Annotated in this window: 17 protein-coding genes; 3 read left to right on the top strand and 14 right to left on the bottom strand. The window is 61.1% G+C overall.

From position 1 onward, the window contains the following. Positions 1-3 precede the first annotated feature (3 nt). The 5 genes from alaS to SHEL_RS15580 form a co-directional block, all read right to left on the bottom strand. Positions 4-2,673, bottom strand: a complete 2,670-nt coding sequence (alaS, locus tag SHEL_RS03810) for an alanine--tRNA ligase (protein ID WP_012797940.1) — start codon at positions 2,671-2,673, stop codon at positions 4-6. A gap of 127 nt (positions 2,674-2,800) precedes the next feature. After that, positions 2,801-4,279, bottom strand: coding sequence for an AI-2E family transporter (locus SHEL_RS03805; RefSeq protein WP_012797939.1), 1,479 nt, complete (start codon positions 4,277-4,279; stop codon positions 2,801-2,803). A gap of 21 nt (positions 4,280-4,300) precedes the next feature. Continuing rightward, the gene (locus SHEL_RS03800; RefSeq protein WP_012797938.1) at positions 4,301-4,915 is read right to left on the bottom strand and encodes a hypothetical protein; all 615 of its coding nucleotides are present in this window, start codon (positions 4,913-4,915) and stop codon (positions 4,301-4,303) included. A gap of 46 nt (positions 4,916-4,961) precedes the next feature. Continuing rightward, positions 4,962-6,302, bottom strand: coding sequence for a replication-associated recombination protein A (locus tag SHEL_RS03795; protein WP_012797937.1), 1,341 nt, complete (start codon positions 6,300-6,302; stop codon positions 4,962-4,964). Between the two features lie 27 nt (positions 6,303-6,329). Beyond that, positions 6,330-8,174, bottom strand: a complete 1,845-nt coding sequence (locus SHEL_RS15580) for an ABC1 kinase family protein (RefSeq protein WP_012797936.1) — start codon at positions 8,172-8,174, stop codon at positions 6,330-6,332. A 1,014-nt stretch (positions 8,175-9,188) separates the two neighbouring features. Here SHEL_RS15580 and SHEL_RS03785 point away from each other — a divergent pair. The 3 genes from SHEL_RS03785 to SHEL_RS03775 all read left to right on the top strand — a co-directional run bounded on the left by SHEL_RS03785 (position 9,189) and on the right by SHEL_RS03775 (position 10,911). Then, a complete protein-coding gene (locus tag SHEL_RS03785; protein ID WP_012797935.1) occupies positions 9,189-9,947 on the top strand; it encodes an SDR family NAD(P)-dependent oxidoreductase in 759 nt (252 codons plus the stop codon). An 84-nt stretch (positions 9,948-10,031) separates the two neighbouring features. After that, on the top strand, positions 10,032-10,484 hold the full coding sequence (locus SHEL_RS14225; protein ID WP_012797934.1) for a MarR family winged helix-turn-helix transcriptional regulator: 453 nt from the start codon (positions 10,032-10,034) through the stop codon (positions 10,482-10,484). 37 nt (positions 10,485-10,521) lie between these two features. Beyond that, the gene (locus SHEL_RS03775) at positions 10,522-10,911 is read left to right on the top strand and encodes an MGMT family protein (protein ID WP_012797933.1); all 390 of its coding nucleotides are present in this window, start codon (positions 10,522-10,524) and stop codon (positions 10,909-10,911) included. Here the strand turns inward: SHEL_RS03775 and SHEL_RS03770 are convergent. The 9 genes from SHEL_RS03770 to SHEL_RS03730 form a co-directional block, all read right to left on the bottom strand. Beyond that, complete coding sequence (locus SHEL_RS03770; RefSeq protein ID WP_012797932.1) at positions 10,908-12,191, bottom strand: bifunctional folylpolyglutamate synthase/dihydrofolate synthase; 1,284 nt, start codon at positions 12,189-12,191, stop codon at positions 10,908-10,910. The genes SHEL_RS03775 and SHEL_RS03770 overlap by 4 nt on opposite strands. Positions 12,192-12,206: 15 nt before the next feature. Further along, positions 12,207-12,848 carry a uracil-DNA glycosylase gene (locus SHEL_RS03765; protein WP_012797931.1) on the bottom strand — a complete coding sequence of 214 codons (642 nt, stop codon included), beginning with the start codon at positions 12,846-12,848 and terminating at the stop codon, positions 12,207-12,209. Next, entirely contained in the window at positions 12,845-14,149 is a 1,305-nt protein-coding gene (gene alr, locus SHEL_RS03760; RefSeq protein WP_012797930.1) for an alanine racemase, read from the bottom strand. The genes SHEL_RS03765 and alr overlap by 4 nt, the downstream gene beginning before the upstream one ends. A 199-nt stretch (positions 14,150-14,348) precedes the next feature. After that, positions 14,349-14,531, bottom strand: a complete 183-nt coding sequence (locus SHEL_RS03755; protein ID WP_012797929.1) for a hypothetical protein — start codon at positions 14,529-14,531, stop codon at positions 14,349-14,351. A gap of 1 nt (position 14,532) precedes the next feature. Beyond that, positions 14,533-15,297, bottom strand: coding sequence for a cytochrome c biogenesis protein (gene ccsA, locus SHEL_RS03750; protein ID WP_012797928.1), 765 nt, complete (start codon positions 15,295-15,297; stop codon positions 14,533-14,535). 69 nt (positions 15,298-15,366) lie between these two features. Then, positions 15,367-16,119 (bottom strand): heme exporter protein CcmB, encoded by a 753-nt coding sequence (locus SHEL_RS03745; RefSeq protein WP_012797927.1) that lies wholly within the window; start codon positions 16,117-16,119, stop codon positions 15,367-15,369. Beyond that, on the bottom strand, positions 16,120-16,833 hold the full coding sequence (locus SHEL_RS03740; RefSeq protein ID WP_012797926.1) for an ABC transporter ATP-binding protein: 714 nt from the start codon (positions 16,831-16,833) through the stop codon (positions 16,120-16,122). Continuing rightward, positions 16,834-19,017, bottom strand: a complete 2,184-nt coding sequence (locus SHEL_RS03735) for a heme lyase CcmF/NrfE family subunit (RefSeq protein ID WP_012797925.1) — start codon at positions 19,015-19,017, stop codon at positions 16,834-16,836. A 6-nt stretch (positions 19,018-19,023) separates the two neighbouring features. After that, the gene (locus SHEL_RS03730) at positions 19,024-19,692 is read right to left on the bottom strand and encodes a cytochrome c maturation protein CcmE domain-containing protein (RefSeq protein WP_050749522.1); all 669 of its coding nucleotides are present in this window, start codon (positions 19,690-19,692) and stop codon (positions 19,024-19,026) included. Positions 19,693-19,751: the final 59 nt, after the last annotated feature.

Here is a 19,751-nt window from a genome sequence, read left to right as displayed (position 1 = left end):
TGCCTATGCCCCGAGCATGTCACGGGCTGCTTGCAGCGCGGCATCGAGACCGGAAGCGTCCTTGCCGCCGGCCTGGGCCATGCTCGGCTTGCCGCCGCCACCGCCCTTGATGTTGCCGGCGATGTTCTTAATGACCGCACCGGCGTTGAATCCGGCGGCCACGGCCTCATCGGTGCCGGCCGCCATGATGATGGGCTTGTCGTTGTTGACGGTACCGATGATGCAGGCACCCGGGGTTTCCATGCGGGCACGGATGATATCCCAAGCGTTGCGCAACCCGCCGGTGTCCAGACCGTCGATGCGAACGACGAGCAGCGGATAACCCACGTTCACGACGTCCTTGACATGCTCGGCGATGTTGCCTTCGGCAGCCATCTTCTTGGCGTTCTTGGCCTTGGTCTCGTAATCCTTGATGGTGGCCAGATTCGAAGCGGTACGCTCGGATACGTCGAACATCGGGACGCGCAGCTCGGCTGCGGTTTCTTTCAGCTCGGCCTCGACGGCGTTCATGTAGTTCAGAGCCTCGACGCTGGTCAGAGCCTCGATGCGGCGCACGTTGGCGGCACTGGAGCCCTCGGACACGATTTTGATGAAGCCGATTTCGGCAGTGTTGGACACATGGCAGCCGCCGCAGAGCTCACGGGAGAACTCGCCGGCCTCGACGACGCGGACCGTATCTCCGTACTTCTCGCCGAACAGGGCCGTGACGCCGGCTTCGCGGGCGGCGTTGAGGGACGTTTCGTAAATGGTGGTGGGAATGGCCTGCATGACCTTCTCGTTGGCGACGCGCTCCACCTCGGCGATCTGCTCGGGCGTCATGCCCTCGAAGTGGGTGAAGTCGAAACGCAGGCGGTCGGGACCGACGTAGCTGCCCTTCTGCTTCACGTGGTCGCCCAAAACCTCGCGCAGCGCGGCATGCAGCAGGTGCGTTGCCGTGTGGTTGCGGGTGATGAGAGCGCGGCGCTGGGCGTCGACGGAAGCGTTCACCGTCTCGTCCACCGCGTGGCAGTCGCCCTCGATGACACGGACCCTGTGGCAGACCAGGCCCTTCTCAGGCGCCTTGGTGTCCAGCACCTCGGACACGCCGAACGTACCGTGCAGCATGCCGGTGTCGCCGACCTCGCCGCCCATCTCAGCGTAGAACGGCGTGGTGTCGAGGACAATCTCGCCCTCCTCGCCGCGATGCAGCGAACCGACGAGCTCGCCGTTGCGGATGATGGCCTTGATGGTGGCGCCTTCGTAATCGGTTCCTTCGTAGCCCACGAACTTCGTGGGACCAAGCTCCTTGAGCAGGTCGGCGTAGATGCTGCCGTAAGTGCTCCAGGCAGCCTCGGCATCGTCCTTGGTGGCGGCACGGGCGCGCTCGCGCTGCTCGTTCATGCATTCCTCGAAACGCGCGTGGTCGACGGAAATGCCGCTTTCGGAGCAAATCTCCTCGGTGACCTCCACGGGGAAGCCGTAGGTGTCGTGCAGCTTGAAGGCCACATCGCCGGAAAGCGTGGTGCCTTCAAGGTTCTTCAGAGCCTCTGCCAGGTAGGCCTGGCCCTGGCGCAGCGTGTTGGCGAAGGCGCCTTCCTCGGAGGCGATGACGCTTTCCACCAGCGCACGGTTCTCAACGATTTCAGGATACACATGGCCCATGAGGTCGACGATGACCGCCACGTACTCGTTGAGGAACGCGCCCTCGATGCCCAGCTTGCGGCCGTGCATGACGGCGCGGCGCAGCAGACGGCGCAGCACGTAGCCGCGGCCTTCGTTGGAGGGCAGGATGCCGTCGGCGATCATGAAGGCAACGCTGCGGCTGTGGTCGGCGCAGATGCGCAGCGACAGATCGATATCGCCCTGCTCGCTGCCGTGACCCACGGTATTGGCCTTGCCCACATAGGACTTGCCGCTCAGGCGCTCGCCCACCGCGATGAGGCCGCGGATGACGTCGGTGTCGAAGTTGGACTGGACACCCTGCATGATGGCGGCCATGCGCTCCAGGCCCATGCCCGTATCGATGTTCTTGGTGGGCAGCGGCGCAAGCGTGCCGTCTTCCTGCCCGTCGTACTGGGTGAACACGCAGTTCCAGAACTCCAGGAAGCGGTCGCAGTCGCAGCCGGGGGCGCAGTTGGGATCACCGCAGCCGAATTCGGGACCCTGGTCGTAGTAGATTTCGGAGCAGGGGCCGCAGGGGCCGGTGGGGCCGGCGCGCCAGAAGTTGTCGTCCTCGCCGAGGCGGGAAATGTGGCTGTCCTCGACACCCAGGCTCTTCCAGATCTCAATGGTCTCGTCGTCGTCCTCGAACACGGTGAAGTACAGCTTTTCCTTGGGAAGCTCCAGCTCGTTGAGGCAGAATTCCCATGCCCAGGCGCACATCTCCTTCTTGAAGTACTTGCCGAAGCTGAAGTTGCCCAGCATCTCGAAGAAGCTCAGGTGACGGCCGGTGGTGCCGATGATGTCGATGTCGTTGGTGCGCACGCACTTCTGCACGGTAGCGGCGCCCACGTAGGCGGGATCGAATTCCTTGACGTGCAGGAAGTAGGGCTTGAATTGGACCATGCCGGCGCTGGTCAGCAGCAGGCTGGGATCATCGGGAATGAGGGAGGAAGAAGGCAGGCGCTTGCAGGCCTTCCCCTCGAAGAATTTCAGATACTTTTCGCGAATTTCCGCGGTTGTCATATAGCGCATAGACGGTGCCTTCCCCGTAAGCAGGTTTTTGGGTTACCGACGAATTGTAACGCAGCGAATGGAACAACGGCGGAATGCACCGAAACAACACCCGAAGTGCAGCGGAAAATTATGCAGTTGACGGCGCTTATCGGCCCGTGTGGCGGTTGCGACGCTCCTCGTCGACGATCTGCGCGTCGGTCACATGGATGTCCAGCCCGGAATCGTCGGCATCCTGAGTGTCGGCGGCATGGCGCCCCCTGATGCGTTCGGTGAGTTTGCCGGTAAGGCCGGCAGAGGCGTGGGGTTCTTCGGATTCTTCACCGTCATAAGAGAGGTCGACGGGCATGCGGCCGGTGAACCACGGCACGAAGCTGCTGGTCACACCTGCCTCGGCGCGATGAACGGGAGCCACGGCGTCGGCCATGGCATCTGGCTTGGTGTCGTCCGTCTGGTCGTGCTGCGGCGTGGCCTTGAAGAAAACGCCGTCTTCGGACACCAGCTGGCGGTCCGTTCCCCTCTCGTAGTAGTACACGAACAGCGACTTGAGAATGGCCGCGACGGGAATGGAGATGAGCATGCCCACGATGGATCCGACGATGCCCGCCAAAGCGGTGCCAGCGGAGCTGCCGATGAACATGGCCACGATGACCAGCGCCGGATGTACGTCCACAGAATTGGACATGAGCTTCGGCTGGATGAGCATGTAGACGATTTCCTGGATGATCAGCGTGCTGACGAACACGATGACGGCGGTGATCGGCCCGGAGAACAGGGCGATGCCCGTGACCAAGAACAGGCCGATCCAGTGGCCGACCACGGGAATGACGTTGAGCACGGCGGCGATCAGGGCAAGCACGGCGGCATTGGGAACGCTCGCGATGCCGAACACCAAGCCGCACGCGACGCCGATGGACAGGCACACCACCAGCGTGGCGCGCACATAGCCGCCCATCGCCTGCGTGACCGTGAGGTACAGCATTTCCACGTCGTCGGAGAAGCGGTCGGGGACCATGCGGCGGAACTCGCGACCCATCGCAGGCAGCTCCATGAGAATCCAGAATGCGACGATGAGGCCGAAGATGATGATCATGAGCGAGTTTGCCAGGCCGCTCGTGAAATCGAGGATGGAAGTAGCGGATGCGCTGGCCAGCTCGTTTGCCCAGGCGGACATGGACGACAGGAAGCTGTCGAGCCATTCGCGCACGGTGGTTTCGTCGAACATGTGCGCATACTGGTCGTAGTTGGCGTTGATCCAGTCCGCCACGTTGGTGGCCCACCCGGGGATGGACGCGATGAAGTTCTCGGCCTGCTCACCGATGCCGTCGGTAGGCGAGAACATAATGGCGACCAGCACCGACAGGACCGCGAACATGACGACGTAGGATATGGCCGTGCCCCAGACGCGCGGGATACCCTTGCTCTCGAAGAAGGCCACCGGTGAACGCAGGATGAACACGAACAGCGTGGCCCACATCACGATGGAAAGCGGCGTGGAGAGGATACGAAGCACATAGCCTATGCCCGCGACGATAACGACGATGCCGATGATGCCCCAGGCACGGTAGAACGTGCGTTTCGCCTTCTCGGTTTTTTTGAGTTCTTCTTCCCTTTGAAGCTCTTCCATGCCGGCTGTAACCTCGAGTTCCTATTCCTCAGCGGCAGGCTTGCCGTAGGTGAAGTACTTCTCGGCGATCGGGTCGGGCTTGTCGGCAGGTGCTGCGGCCTGCTCGGGTTCGCCGGAAGGAGCCTGATTCTCCGAACCGGTGACGGCCAAGGATTCGAGGGAAACGATTTCGCCGTCTTCAAGCTCGGCGAAGCTTTCGGCATTTTCGGCAAGTTGCTTGGATTCGTCGGAAGCCTTCTTGGAGCCCAAGATGTCGCGGACGCGGGCCGTGGCGTCGGAAACGGCGCGCAGCGGCGTGGACGTGATGGCGTCCACAGCCTGCGTGGCGTTGGATGCGGTTTCGGTGATGGTGCCCACGTTCTCGAGGATGCCGTCCAGGCGCATGATTTCAAGGTTGGCCGCATCGACCGTCAGAGCGACGCGCTCCACCAGCGGATCCACCCGGTCCACTGCGGGCTTGGCGCTTTCGGTGATGGTCTTGACGTCCGCAAGCACAGGCTGAACCTGCGCGTTCAGATCGTCTACTGTCTTGCGCGTCGTGCGCAGCACCAAGAACAGCTCGACAAGCGCTGCAATCAGGGCGATTCCGACGACAACATAAACGATGGGAATGATGATCTCAGAAATCACAGGCATTTCAATCACGCCTCCTCAACGGTCACAGATGGATACAACGAGTTTATCACTGATTCGGCCGCTTTCTGTCGCGAGAGGTCGCATCCACACGATACGCTTCCCAACCGGATTCGCCAGGTTGGTAGAAGCAGCCCTTCTCAAGACCGTCCGGAAGGTACCGCTGGTCGACCCAGTGGCCAGGGTAGTCGTGGGGATACAGGTACCGGCCGTAGTTCTCGGCGCCAGGGCGATGGCGGTCCCGCAGGTAGCTGGGCACGTCGCGTTTCGGGCCATGGCGGACCTCGGACAGCGCAGCATCGATGGCCGATTCGCAGGCGTTGGATTTCGGGGCAAGCGCCATGTAGATGACGGCCTGGGCCAGGTTGATCCGGCATTCCGGAAGTCCAATGACCTCGACCGCCCTAAACGCCGCCTCCGCGATGAGCAGGGCCTGCGGATCGGCGTTGCCGATGTCTTCGCTGGCCAGGATGTAAATGCGCCGGGCGATGAACTTGGGGTCCTCTCCCCCGTCGAGCATGCGGGCCATCCAATACAGCGCCGCGTCGGGATCGCTTCCGCGCATCGACTTAATGAAGGCGCTGATGATGTCGTAGTGCATGTCTTTGTTCTTGTCGTAAGGCAGAACGCGGTGGGGCGTTGCCAGCTGCACCATGTCTGCCGTGATGGGGATGCGCCCGTCGGGCGTCTTAGCAGCGCCGTCCTCTACGGCTTGGCGGGCCAGGCCGCTTGCCAGCTCAAGGGTGGTCAGAGCACCGCGGGCATCTCCTCCAGACAGGGTGACGATGGCTTCTGCGGCGTCGGGTAGAAGGTCGAATTCCCCTTTCAAACCGCGCTCGTCAGCAAGGGCTGCGTCCAGCACCTGGCGGATGTCATCGTCGGACAGCGAATGGAGCTCGACCACGCGGGAGCGTGATATGAGCGCCGAGTTGACCTCGAAGAACGGGTTTTCCGTGGTGGCGCCGATCAACACCACCGTACGGTTCTCCACGGCATGCAGCAGCGCATCCTGCTGGCTACGGTTGAACCGGTGGATCTCGTCCACGAACAGGATGGTGCGCCGGCCGGTGGCGTAGAGCCGTTTTTCGGCCGCGGCGATCTCGCGGCGCAGGTCGGAAACGGTGCCGCCGATGGCCGACACCTCAACGAAGATGGCCCTCGTGGTTTCCGCTATGATGTGCGCGATGCTCGTCTTGCCGGTGCCGGCGGGGCCGAACAGGATGATGGACGACAGCGTGTCCGCTGCGATGGCGGCATGCAGCCAGCTGCCTTCGCCGACGGCCTCCTGCTGACCCTTGAGCTCGTCCAGCGTGCGCGGACGCATCCGCACGGCAAGAGGGGCCACGGCCATTTTGGCTTCGTTTTCCAACTCAGTGAACAGGTTGTCCACGCAAACCGCCTTTCAAGTGGAGCACGGCTAACGGCGCGGGCGACGCCGCATGTCCACAACAATGTAGATGCTTAAAACCATGGCGCCGGCATAGCCGAAGAACCCCATGACAGGGATGCCGAACAGCTGCGGGTTCATGCCCGCCGAATAGATGAGCGACGAACCGATGAACAGGCCCGCCGTGACAATACCCAGCGTCAGTCGGTCCGCAATCGGACCGATCATGCCGATGGGCTGGGATGCATCGGGAATGTCCATGTCTATCTTCAGACGGCCCTTCTCGACCATGTCCAGCACATTGGCGATGCGCTCGGGCAGCTCGAGGCCGCGGTCGGCTGACATCAGGGCCTTGCGAATACGCTTCTCGGTCTCTTTTCCCACGTCCAGCGTGCGCAGGGTGTACCCAGCAAGGTATTCCTCCACCACCTTGAAAATGCTGATGTCGGGAGACAGCGTGATGAGCATGCCCTGCAGCGTGGCCAGACCGCGGATGAGCGTGACAAAGCTTTGGGGCATGATGACATGCGCCGACTCGAGGATTTTCATGATGTCGTTCAGCATGGGCGTAAGCGCGATGCTCTCGGCGCTGTCGCGGGTGTAACGCTCGACGAGATGTTCCAGGTCCTGCAGCAGCTTGCCGTAGTCCAAGCGCTTGCCGGGCGCGTCGGACACGCTGCCCCATTCGATGAACAGGTCGGTCAGGCGATGGCTGTCGCCGTCGGTCATGGCCTTCATCATGTCCACGAACAGGGTGCGCTCGTGGTTCGAAAGCTCGCCCATCATGCCGCAATCGATCCAGACGACCTCGCCCGGGTCACCAGTACCCAGTTGGGGAACAAGGTTTTCGGGAAGGGAGAGGAGATAGTCGACGGCGGCATCGGGATGCCGTTTGCGCAGCGCCTCGAAGTCGGAGGCGCGGTTCTTCACCACCGCAGCAGCCTCGAGGCCTTCGTCCTGAGCTGCGCCTGCGGCTTCGTCGGTCGCCGTAACGAACGAGTTCGCGGGCCGGATGATGACGTTGGCCGCGTGGGGGTCGGCATGGTAGAAGCCCTCTTCCAGCATCTGGCGCATGTAGTTGGCGGCGATGCGGTTGCCGATTTCCTCCAAGTCGTATCCGCAGGCCTTAAGCGCATCGACATGCTCGACCGAAATGCCTTCGACGAATTCCATGATCAGGACCGTATCGCTGGAGTACTGCACGTACACCTTCGGGCAGGTGATTCCCTTGTCGCGTTTGATGAAGTTGTATAGGTGGATGATATTGCGCGACTCGGCCTCGAAGTCTATCTCGTCTCTGACCGTACGCTCCAGCTCCCCGATGATGGCGTTGAAATCGATGCCATCGGTCATGCTCCCCATGCCGGGAACGCCTGTGAGGTCGAGCAGGTCGGCGCCGCGGCGCATGAGCTCGATGTCGCGCAGCATGTCTTCGCGCACATGGGAGCGCAGCACTTTGACGGCCACCTGTTTTCCCGATTTGCGCAGCTTGGCGCGATGCACCTGGGCAATGGAGGCCGAGCCCAAGGGCGTTTCGCTGATCTCGGAAAACACCTTGGTATAGTCGCCGTCCAAAGCGTCGTTGAGACGTTCGGCTATGGTTTCGAACGGTTCGGGCGTGGTGTTGCTGCGAAGTGATTTGAGGGCGTCGCAGTATTCCTGAGGAAGCATGTCCGAGCGCGACGAGAGAACCTGCCCCATTTTGATGAAGGTGGGGCCGAGCTCCTCGACGATCTCGACCAGACGCTCAGGAGTGATGCCATGCGTTACCTTCGCACGGCGAAGGATGCCCATGATTTCGACAAGACGTTTCGAGGACGTCTTATCCTCCGCGCCCGCCTTAAGCACGCGAGCGACATCCACTGCGTTCGCCATGAGCCACCTCCTAAACCCCGTTACCATTGATGCTATTGTAGCCCAACAAGGGCGCGGCACTGTATGCAGCCTGAAGAGCCATCTGTTTGTTATTCAGGATTTGATTTGCAGATACCTTTAATACTTATCATCATTCGCGACGAAATCCAAGGCTTTCTTTCTAAAAATGTTCAGGCTACACTCTTAGCAGAGCCTTGCTTCCGAAACCATTTTTATGCGATGGACCGATGCAAACAATTAGGGAGCTCAAGATCGCGCGTGTAAGAGGGATTCGCGTCTGTTGATGCGAAAGCTCAGCAGCGAGCTGCGAGCACCCACCTTTCGAGGTGGGTTCATCCTAGGGCGGGGGCGAGGCTCTCTTTTTGTACCCTGATGCCGGAGGCTGACTCAGCCTCATCCCTCCCCTTCTTTTCATCCTGGCCGCCCCTTTGGCAGTCGCCTGTATTGCAGGTTCGCGGCTGGAGGAGTATGCGCGGCGAATGGGGATGCCTCGTTCGCGGTTTCGTCTGGCGATTCGGGCTCTTTTTGTCGATAAAACCGACTTGGAGGTTTTTCGGAAGGGATTTTGTGCCCGTTTTGGACCCATCGGAGAGCAATTTGCAACCACGTGTTGTGGTTTGAAAAGACGGCGCTCGCATCGTGCCTATTCAGACCCTTGCATCTAGATTCCACTGCATCGAGAACGCAAACTTGCAAGTTTTATACAAACCTCCAAGTCGGAAAAACGTGCAAAAAGTAGGACTCTTACCAGACGAAGCACAACCGAACCGTACCTTACTGCCGGTAACGACGGAACTCGTTGCACCAGATGCTCACCCAGCAGGCCGAACGGACGGGCTTCGCCGGTTCCGCCGCATCGGGGACCTCAACTTACCAGCAGACGTCTGCCATGCCCGCTGCGCCATACTGCCGCTCGTCGACAATCGCGTCCACAATTCAATTTTAGTCGTATTATTATGACTATCTTGCATCGCGCGGCAGATGTACAGCCGCGGATAAGAAAGGAGCACGCACATGAAAAACTATTTCGATTTCACGGGACGCGTGGCTGTGGTCACAGGTGCGTCGTCGGGCCTGGGCAACGCCTTCTGCAAGGCCCTTGCCGAGAACGGCGCCAAGGTGGCCGGCTTCGCCCGTCGAGCCGACAAGCTCGAACAGCTCCGCGCTGACATCGAAGCCGCAGGTGGCGAGTGTCTGCCCGTGGTTTGCGACCTCACTGTCGAGCAGGACGTCATCGACGGCGTGCAGAAGGTCATCGACCATTTCGGCAAGATCGACATTCTCATCAACGTGGCCGGCTACATCAAGGTCTGCCCCACCGTCGACCTGCCGCTGGAAGAGTGGCAGAAGGTTGTCGACACTTCCATTACCGCATACTTCCTGATGGCGCGTGAGGTCGCGAAGAACATGATCCAGAACCATTACGGCCGCATCATCAACATCGCGTCCATGTACGGCTGCATCGCCTCGCACCACAACCCGATTCTGGCATACAACACCACCAAGGGCGGCGTGCCCAACATGACCCGCGGCATGGCGCAGGAATGGGCCGAGTACGGCATCACCGTCAACGCCATCGGCCCCGGCATGTTCCCCACCGAGATGATGAACGTGACCGAAGAGGCCGAGCAGTTCCTCGCGTTCCGCGCACCTATCGGGCGTGCCGGCCGCATCGACGAGATTCTGGGGCAGATGCTCCTGTTCGCCTCCGAATGCAACTCCTACACCACGGGGCAAACCATCTACATCGACGGCGGATTGACATCCGTCTAAGACGCGTGGATGAAACCAACCGGGGAAGGGCCGTTTGCGCGGCCCTTTCTCTTTTGCTGGTACAATGGGTACGAGGTGAACGTGATGGACCGAAACGACGTGCTTGCCAGCGCATTCCATACAGGACGATTCTTCGTCTCCGACATTTACGCCTTCTATCAGGACACCTACAAGGGCCAGATGGGAAAGGTGCAGGTGGAGGTGCTGGACTACCTATGCATCAACGAGCAGGCCAGCATCATGGAGCTTGCCGGGCGGCTCAACATATCCAAGCAGCACGCTTCGGTAATCGCCGGCAAGCTGGAGGACATGGGATACGCGTCCAAACGGCGCAACCCCGACGACGGCAGGTCGTGGCTTTACAGTCTGACCGCCGAAGGACGTTCCTTCGTGGAGGCCCACATAGCACAGAGCAACGAATACCTCTTCGAACGTCTGAGTCGGATGGACGAAGGCGACCGAGAGCTTTTGGAACGCGCCATTGTTGACGCCGCACGCGCGCTGAAGCACGACGCGGATGAGGAAAAGCCTGCGTAACGGGCTGGCACGGCGACAACGAATCGCGAGGAAAACTATGGGAGAATTCAACGACGCGGTCTTCGAACAGGTCAAACGCATCCCTCGTGGGAAGGTGTCGACCTACGGCCAGATAGCGCGGCTGATCGGACGGCCACGCTCGGCCCGCTACGTCGGATGGGCGCTGCGCACCAACGACCAGCCCGTGGTGATCCCCTGCCACCGCGTGGTTTTCAAGGACGGAAAGCTCGCCGAAGGCTACATCTTCGGCGGCGACGGCGTGCAACGAAAGCTGCTGCAGGACGAAGGCGTCGTCTTTGTAGACGACGACCATGTGGACATGGATGCATGCCTGTGGAACCCGGCAGAAGACGGGTTGCCGGGGCGCCCCGCCGATATCGACTGGACCCGCGAAATGGACGAGGGGTCTAAGGGCGAGCGAGCCTAGCCCTCAAGCGCCGCCATGATGGTGGCGATGCTGTACAGGCTGCCGAAACAGCACACCACGTCATCAGGACCGGCTTGCGCACGGGCGGTCTGCACGGCCTCGGCGATGCTCGCGCAAGGACGCGCGTCGGCCGCACCCGCTTCGCGAAGCGCCTGGGCCAGATCCTCTGCGGACAAAGCGCGTTCGCTTTCGGGAGGGGTGGCGCAGTAGAACCGCTTTGCCAGCGGCACGACATAGTTGATCATCTGGGGATACTGCTTGTCTTTCAGCACGCCCATAACGAAGGTGACCGGCGTGTCCGGAAAATACCTGCGCAGGCTATCGGCCAGCACCTCGGCACCCTGCTCGTTATGGCCGCCGTCGACGATGGTCACGGGGTCGGTGGCCACCAGCTCGAAGCGCCCGGGCCAACGGGTTTCCTCCAGACCGCGCTTGATGTCCTCGTCGGCTATATCGAAACCTTGGTTGCGAAGGGTACGGGCGATCTCGATGGCCATAACCGCATTGCAGGGCTGGTACGCCCCCAGCAGGCGCAGCTTCACATCGTTGATGCCGTCATAGGAGAACACCTGCTGCAGACCCTCCATGCGCGCATGGATGCGACCGAACCGCGGCGTCATGACCGGAGCCCCTATCGCCCGGGCCTCCGCCCGAATGACCGCTTCGGCCTCGGGTTTCTGGGTGTAGCACACCACGGGCACGCCCGGTTTGATGATGCCCGCCTTCTCGCCGGCGATTTCCGCCAGGGTGTTGCCCAAGACGCCGACGTGATCCATGGCGATGGGCGTGATGGCGCACACCGCCGGCGTGGTGACGTTGGTGGCGTCGTAGCGGCCGCCCAGACCCACTTCCAGCACAACGATGTCGCATTCCGCACGACGGAAGTATTCGAACGCCACGGCCGTAACCAGCTCGAAAGGCGTAGGCTCCTCTTCCAACCCGTCCGCGGCCTGGCGCACGGCAAGCGCGATATCATGCAGGTCGGCATCGCCGATGTTTTCGCGGTTCACCTGGATGCGCTCGTTGAACTCCAAGATGTAAGGAGAAGTGAACAGACCCGTCCGAAAGCCTGCCGCCTGCAGGATGCCCGCTGTAAAAGCGCTGGTGGAGCCTTTGCCGTTCGTGCCGGCTATGTGCACCACAGGATATGCCTGCTCAGGATGGCCCAACCGCTCTAGCAGCGTGGTGATGCGCTCCAGGCCCAGCTTCACCTGGGTCCACGAACTCTGGTTCAGATACGCGTGCGCGTCGAATGCGTCGTCGCGGATATCTTGGGTCATGATTGATCGAGCCTCCTATCGGCCGTCGTTCGGTGCGTCGCCTTCCCACGGCACATTGCCCAAAAGGCGGCCCAGATACACGAAGTCCGCTTCAAGCACTTCGCGCTTCGTGCGGTCGTAGATGGCCGCCGCCGGATGGAACACCGGCAGCACGCTGAACTGGCCGGTCTTTTGCAGGTTGCCGCGCAGGCCCGTGATGCCGCGGTCCGTGCGCAGGATGAATTTCGTGGCGAAGTTGCCCATGGTCACGATGTATTCGGGCATGATGGCGCGCACCTGGTCGCGCAGGTACGGCGTGCACTCGAAGATCTCGTCGGGCTGCGGGTTGCGGTTCGAAGGCGGACGGCACTTCAGGATGTTCGCGATGAATACCTCTTCGCGCGTGAGGCCCGCATACCCCAGAAGCTCGGTGAGGTAGTTGCCGGCCGCGCCCACGAAGGGCTTGCCCTGCAGGTCCTCGTTCTTGCCCGGTGCCTCGCCGATCAGCATGATGCGCGCGCCGGCGTTGCCGAACCCGGGAACGGCGTTGGTGCGCCCTTCGCACAGGTAGCACTTGCGACATGCGCGCACGGCATCGCCGATCATGCCCAGCAGCTGCTCGGACGTCTCGTCACCCAACGGAGAGATGGTCTTGAAATGGTCGTAATGAATCGTCATTTCAGGTACACCTTCGGCATGCGCAAAGACATGGCGCAGATGATCTCGTGCGGGATGGTGTTCAACACGTCGCACAGGTCCTCCACGTAGATGGTGCAGCCGTCCTTGCTGCCGAAGAGCACCACTTCGTCACCCACATGCGGGTCGAGGCGCGAGCGCATGGCGGACGTGCGCAGGTCGACTTCGAACATGCACTGGTCCATGCAGATGTTGCCCACCTGCTTGCACAGGCGGCCTCCGTAGATGAACGCGGTGCGTCCGGACAGGCCGCGGCTGAATCCGTCGGCATACCCCACGGGCACGGCGCAGATCTTCACGCTGCCGGGGCTGCGGTAATGCAGGCCGTAGCTCACGCCTTCGCTCATGGGCGGCGTGTTGACCGCCGTGATGCGGGCATGCAGGCTCATGGCGGGACGCAGGTCGAAGTGCCCGCGGGTCTCGATGCAGGGATGGTAGCCGTACAGTGAGATGCCGAAGCGGACCATGTCCAGATGGGTCTGGGGGTAACGCAGCGTTGCCGCGGAGTTGGCGCAGTGCACGATGCCCGGGTCGAGCCCCACCTGGCGCATGCCATCGATGACCTCGCAGAACCGGCGGAACTGCAGGCTGAAGTCGAAGGTTTCGGCACAGTCGGCCGTCGCGAAGTGAGTGAAGGTGCCCACACGGTCCAGCGCACGGTGGAATTCCACCTGGCGGCAGAAGTCGATGACCTCGTCGAAGCGCACGCCGATACGGTTCATGCCCGTGTTGACGGCCAGATGGTACGGGGCACGCATGCCGTGCAGGTCGGCCATTTCAGCATAGGCGATGGCGAACTCGGCCGAGTACACCGACGGCATGATGTCGTAGGCGAGCAGCAGAGGGATGGACTCGGCAGGAGGTTCGGACAGCACCAGGATAGGAGCCGTAATGCCCGCTTTGCGCAGTTCGACGGCCTCGTAGACGCCGGCCACCGCCAGCTGGTTGGCGCCGGCGGCGATGGACGCACGGGCCACTTCGACGGCCCCATGGCCGTAACCGTCTGCCTTGACTACCGCCATGAACCTGCAGCCGGCAGGAATGATGCGCTTGACCACCTGCACGTTGTTGCGGATGGCGCCCAGATCCACCTCGACCCAAGACCACCGCTGGTCGTCGCCGGGGATGGCGTCTAGGCGGGCCTGTCCGTAGGATGCAGCAAACTTCGCGCTCTCCCCTGCCTGGGATGCCGTGCCGCGAAACGCCGCCGAGCTGGAACCCATGGGGTTCGCCTTGATCGGCTGGGCTCCGAATGCGTTGAAATTGTTAGTGTCGATGGCCATACGTGCGCCTCTTCTCTCGATTGCAATATCCGTTCCATGATACGCCAGCAAACGGTTCGCGGACCAAAAAGCTTTCAACTTTCGGGGAATTCCCGAGCTTTCGATCCTGCGGCAAGACCCCTGCCGGATCGCCCAAGCAACAAAAAAGAGCGGGCCCCACGGATAGGCCCGCCCACTCGGTTGCGTATGTGCGCAGACGTTACTCGGAGAGCTGCTTCACGTGCTCTTCAAGGGCGGTCAGACGTTTCTCGCTGTTCTTCAGCTTGGTCATGGTGAACACGACGTACACGATAAGAATCAGAAGCATGCCGGCATATGCGGCGATGACGTACGGGGCTGCGCCCAGCACCGTCGAGTAAATCTCAGCCAAAACGGGATCCATGTTAATCCTCCAAAGTCTCTTGAATGGCGTCGACGCGCTCCTGGATGAGCTGGGTGCGCAGACGCAGACGATACAGGCCGTACAGAACCATGCACATGCCGAACATGCTCAGCAGGAACGGCAGCAACATGTCGGGCGACAGGCCCGAATCGGTGCGGAACACCACCGGGTGCAGGCTGGAAGGAACCAGACGCGTGACGACGAAGCTAATCGGCATGTCCACGAAGGACAGGATGCCGAACACGGCGCAATACACGCCGCGACGCTCGGGGTCGTCGATGGCATTGCGTAGGATGAAGTAACCGAACACCAGCATCATCAGAATGAAGTAGGTGGTCAGTCGCGGCTCCCACGTCCACCACACGCCCCACTCGAAACGCTCCCAGAACGTGCCGGAGACCATCGTACACAGCACGAAGACCAGGCTGAGCTCCATGGCGATGTTGGCGCGCATGTCGTATTCGTGCTTGCGCGTCATGAGGAACCGAACGCTGAAGTACGCCATCAGCAAAAGGGCGATGGCGCTGGCCACGGCTACAGGCACGTGCCAATAGAAGATCTTTTGAGACAGCAGCAGTTTGTTCGCGATAACGACACCGCCGATGACTGCGGGTTCGTTCACACCCGCACCGTTGACGAGCGGTGCCGTGGTGAACGACAGGACGAAGCCCACGGTAATCAGCAGGCCGCCCAGCAGCATCACCCATGGGGCGATGGTGTCCAGGATTCCGCCGACGGCGAACTTATCTTTGGTTGTTTGTGCCACTAGTCACCTCCTGTTTTCCAATCGTTTTCAAGCGCCTGCAATCGCTTCTTACCTAAACCTATCTATGTCTTAAGAGCTCACGATGAAATCGTATAGCGCCCAAGATAACAGAATCATCGCCACATCGTACCCCGCAGCCAGCAAACTGGAGGTGACGAACGTGTGCATGAAATCGCCCGAGCCCACCATGACGCTGGTGGTCGCAGCCACGCACGCCCACAGCAGCGGGAACGTCAGCGGGATGAACAGCACGGCCAGCATGACGTCTTTGCCGCGGGTGTTCATGGTGATGGTGGACAGCAGCGTGCCCACGCCGGCGATTCCTACGGTGCCCACCAGCAGCGGCAGCAACATGAGCGGCCAGCTGGGGGCCGCACCCACCGAGCTCAAGAACAAGAAGAAGAACAGCGGCACGACGACCACCTCGACCAGCAACAGGAACAGCAGGTTGGTGGTGGCCTTCGCCAAAAAGATGACCGACCGGTCCATGGGAACCAGCAGGATTCCCTCCAGACAGCCGTGCTCCTTCTCGTGGGAGAACGAGCGGTTCAGACCCAGCAGACTGGTGAACAGGATGGCCGACCACAGAAGGCCGCCCGAGAACTGCTGGATGTCCAGCTGGGTGGAAACCTGGGAAAGCGCGGCGCCGTACACCACAAGCACCAGCAGGGCGTACAGGCCCATGGAGGTGATCATCTCCTTGGTGTGCATCTCCTGGGAAATGTCCTTGCGCAGGAGCGCCTTGTAGTGCTGCCACGTGCTGGGCCGGGAGAGCCTCACCGAGGAGTTGCGCATGTCGGGCGCGGCAGGACGTTTCGCCATTTAAGCCACCCCCATGCCGACGGTTTCCAGATACAGCTGCCTGAACTCGCTGAACTCGATGTCCTGCTTGGGTGAGTACGACACCACCCTGCCCCGCGCCAGCATGAGCGCGTGGGTGCAGGAGTCGAAGCCCTTCTGCAAGTCATGCGACACCATGACGAAGGTGCGCCCCTCGCGCAGCTGCCCGATGAGCGTGTCGAAGATGTCCACCGCATGGGGGTCGAGGCCCGCATAGGGTTCATCCAGAAACACGACCTGCGGGTCGTTGAGCAGAGCGCGGGCGATGGACAGGCGCTGGGTCATGCCGCGGGAGAAGGTGCGGACCTGGTCGAAGCGGCGATGGTCCAGCTCTACGGCGCGAAGCATCTCGCGCACACGGGTGTCGGGATCCTCGATGCCGTACAGTCTGGCGATGAACATGAGGTTCTCGTAGGCGGTCAGGTCGGGATACAGCATGGACTCGTGGGAGATGAGCCCGATGGCGCTGCGTGCCCTGTCAGGCTCCTCCTTGATGTCGATGCCAAGAACCTCGGCCTTGCCGCCGGTTGCCCGAGACAGCGTGGACAGCACACGCAGAAGCGTGGTCTTTCCCGCGCCGTTAGGGCCGAAGATGGAAAGGAATGCACCTTCGGGCAGCTCGAAGGACACACCGTCGAGCGCCTTGCGCGTGCCGAACACCTTCGACAGGTTCTGTACGGATACAGCCGACGTCATCTACGCCTCCGCAGGCTTCTCGTCGGCGTCGGCTTCGGCCTTTTCGGGGTCAGCAGCCGTACCTTTCTTCCGTTTGACCAGGTAACCAAGGGTAGAGATGAACGTACCCAGCATGAGCAGGCCGAATCCCACCCACACGAAAACGATGAGGCGGTTGATGCGCACATCCACAGCAAGGTCGCCCTCGTCGCTCACGCCGCGATAGACCACGAACAGGTCCTCGTAAGGCTTGTGCACGATGGAAGCGTTGAGCTTGGTCTGCTGCGTGTACGCGTCCAGCGACACCGACGGGGTGACCGAACCGATGGCCTTACCGTCCTCGGTCACGTCGAAGGTGACCTCGTAGACATAGGTGCTGTCGTTGTCCTTCGTGTACACCTGGCTGTCCGTCAGGTTGAGCTCGTAGCCCTCGACGTCGATGGGGTCGGCCACGTTGGTGGTCTCATCCCATGGCACGTACCTCGACACCTCGGTGATGTACATGGACGAGCCGATCAGGCCGATCAGGATGATGGACATGGCGAAGTGGGCCATAAAGCCGCCGTAGCGGGACGGGTTCACCTTGAACAGATGGAAGAACGCGGCCACGGCGTTCTTGCCGGTGGCTTTCGCGTGCTGCTGGGCGTTGCGAACGATCATCATAAGCGTGGTGAAGAACAGCAGGCTTGCCACAGCGAAGCCCACCAAGGCCAGACCGTTGTAATACCAGCTGGGACCTTCGCTCATCAGGCTGTCGGCAGCCGTACCGCCGGCATCGATGATCTGGTTGTAAGACGGCAGCAGGACCAAGGCCCAATACACTGCCAGCGCAACGAACAGCACCACGGCCAGGATGGCCGGCACCTTGATCTGCTTGACGAACTTCTCGCGGTCGGTGAAACCCCATGCGAGCAGCGGGCATACGGCGATGATCAGGCAGTACACAATGCCGAGCGGACGCGCGATGGCATTGTAGGTTCCAGGCCCCAGGCTCTGGCCGCCGAAGGGCAGGAACTCAGGCAGGGCGCTGGATACTGTGAGGTAGCACAGCACGAAGGTGAAAATCACCATGATGACGTTGTTGAAGTAGTACGCGGCGTTTTTGGACATCATGGATTCGATGTCGTCGTTGGACTCGAAGGTCTTCCAACGCAAGACAACGCCAATGACGCCCACCGCCACAGATGCAACAATAAGCGTGCCGAACATGGCCAGCGAGACCGGGTCCTCGGCAAACGCGTGCACCGATTGGACGATGCCGGAGCGGGTGATGAACGTGCCGACGATCACGAAAGCGAACGCCAGGGTTGCGCACATGATGGCCCAGCGCTTGAAGCCGCCGCGCTGGCGGTACACGGTGAAGCAGTGCACCAGAGCAAGGGCGATCATCCAAGAGAACAGGCTGGCGTTCTCCACGGGGTCCCAACCCCAGTAGCCGCCCCAACCGAGCACGACGTAGGCCCAGATGGCGCCCAGGCCGATGCCGATTCCCAAGAACAGCCAGCTGAACATGGTGTAGCCGCTTGCACGGTTGACCCATTTCTCGCTGGCGTCGTTCTCGATGATCGCGGCCATTGCGTACGCGAACGGAATGGTGAGGCCTGCATATCCGATGAACAATGTGGGCGGATGAACGGCCTGCGCCCAATGCTCCAGCAAAGGCGACATGCCCACGACGGACGCCATCATGGTGAGCTTGCCGTTTTCCATATACGGGGAACCGGTGGCTTCGAACACGGCGCCGCTTTCGGAGAACAGGCCCGTGGCGATGAAGATCAGCGCGATGACCTGGGACACCATGATGGCCATGGAGTCCATCGAATCGCTTTTGCGCAGCGTGCGCACGGCGATGATGGTGTTGTACACCGAAATGAGCCATGCCCAGAACAGAAGCGAGCCCTCGCGACCGGCCCACAGACCGGAAACGTCGAACAGCACGCCCAGGGGACCCGTCGCATCGCTATGCTCCATAAGGACGTATTCGATGGTGTAGTTCTCCGTCAAGAAGCAGAACACCAGAAGCGCGCAGCAGAACGTAAGCGCCACGCAGGTCAGGACGGTGGCCACACCGCCCGCCCAGTACAGAGTTTCAGAAAGGTCGTTCTTGCGCAGCTTGAGGGCGATGCGCCCAATCAATAAGGAAGCGACGGAAACCGCCGCTGCCATGAACGCTATAAGAAGACCGACGTAACCATAGGTTGCCATATGCTCTTATGCCTCCTGAGCAACATCGGACGCCACAATGGATCCGTTGGCTGACAATGAACCGGTGATGACCACCGACGTGCCGTCAACGATGCCTTCGGGAATAGCTCCCATGAACTCGACCGGAACCTCGATCGAGGGGTCGTCGGCATCGACCAGCACCAGACGCGCCTGGCCTTCGGCTGCGGACGTCAGGCTGCCTTCCTTCACAAGGCCCACCGTCTTGACGGGTTTGTCCAGAATGCTTTCGCCGTAGCCAAGCAGTCGGGACACCGTCAACGCCTCGGTGGCGCTTTCGTATTTGGAAGGACACTTGGTGACCAGCTCGCTGGTCAGGATGGTCCCGTCATCGGCAACCTTGCCGGTGCAGATGGCCTGCACGCCGTTGCCGAAGGTGGAGGATGCCGTGCCTTCGTAGCTCACATGCACGGTAACGGACGGATCCGCTTCGTCATAGATGTCGAAAGTCAGAACGCCGTCGCTGGTGCTGAAAGAATTGTCGACGACAGCTCCCGTCACCTCGACGCGTTTTCCAACATAATCGCCGCTGGCAGCCTCAGCAACCGAGATGCTCTTAGCGGCAGAAGACCCGCCTACGACCGCAAGAATCACAGCCATAACCGCGACGATGATGATCGTCACCATCATGAGCCTGCGCTTCGCACTTGTATTCACAGGTACCTCCTCATTTCAACTTCGGCCATATGCCCTGAAAAGGATTGAACCATAATAAC

The organism is Slackia heliotrinireducens DSM 20476 (assembly GCF_000023885.1).
Classification (GTDB): Bacteria; Actinomycetota; Coriobacteriia; order Coriobacteriales; family Eggerthellaceae; genus Slackia; species Slackia heliotrinireducens.
Note: the sequence above shows the minus strand (reverse complement) of the source record. Positions and strands in the feature narration are given on the sequence as shown.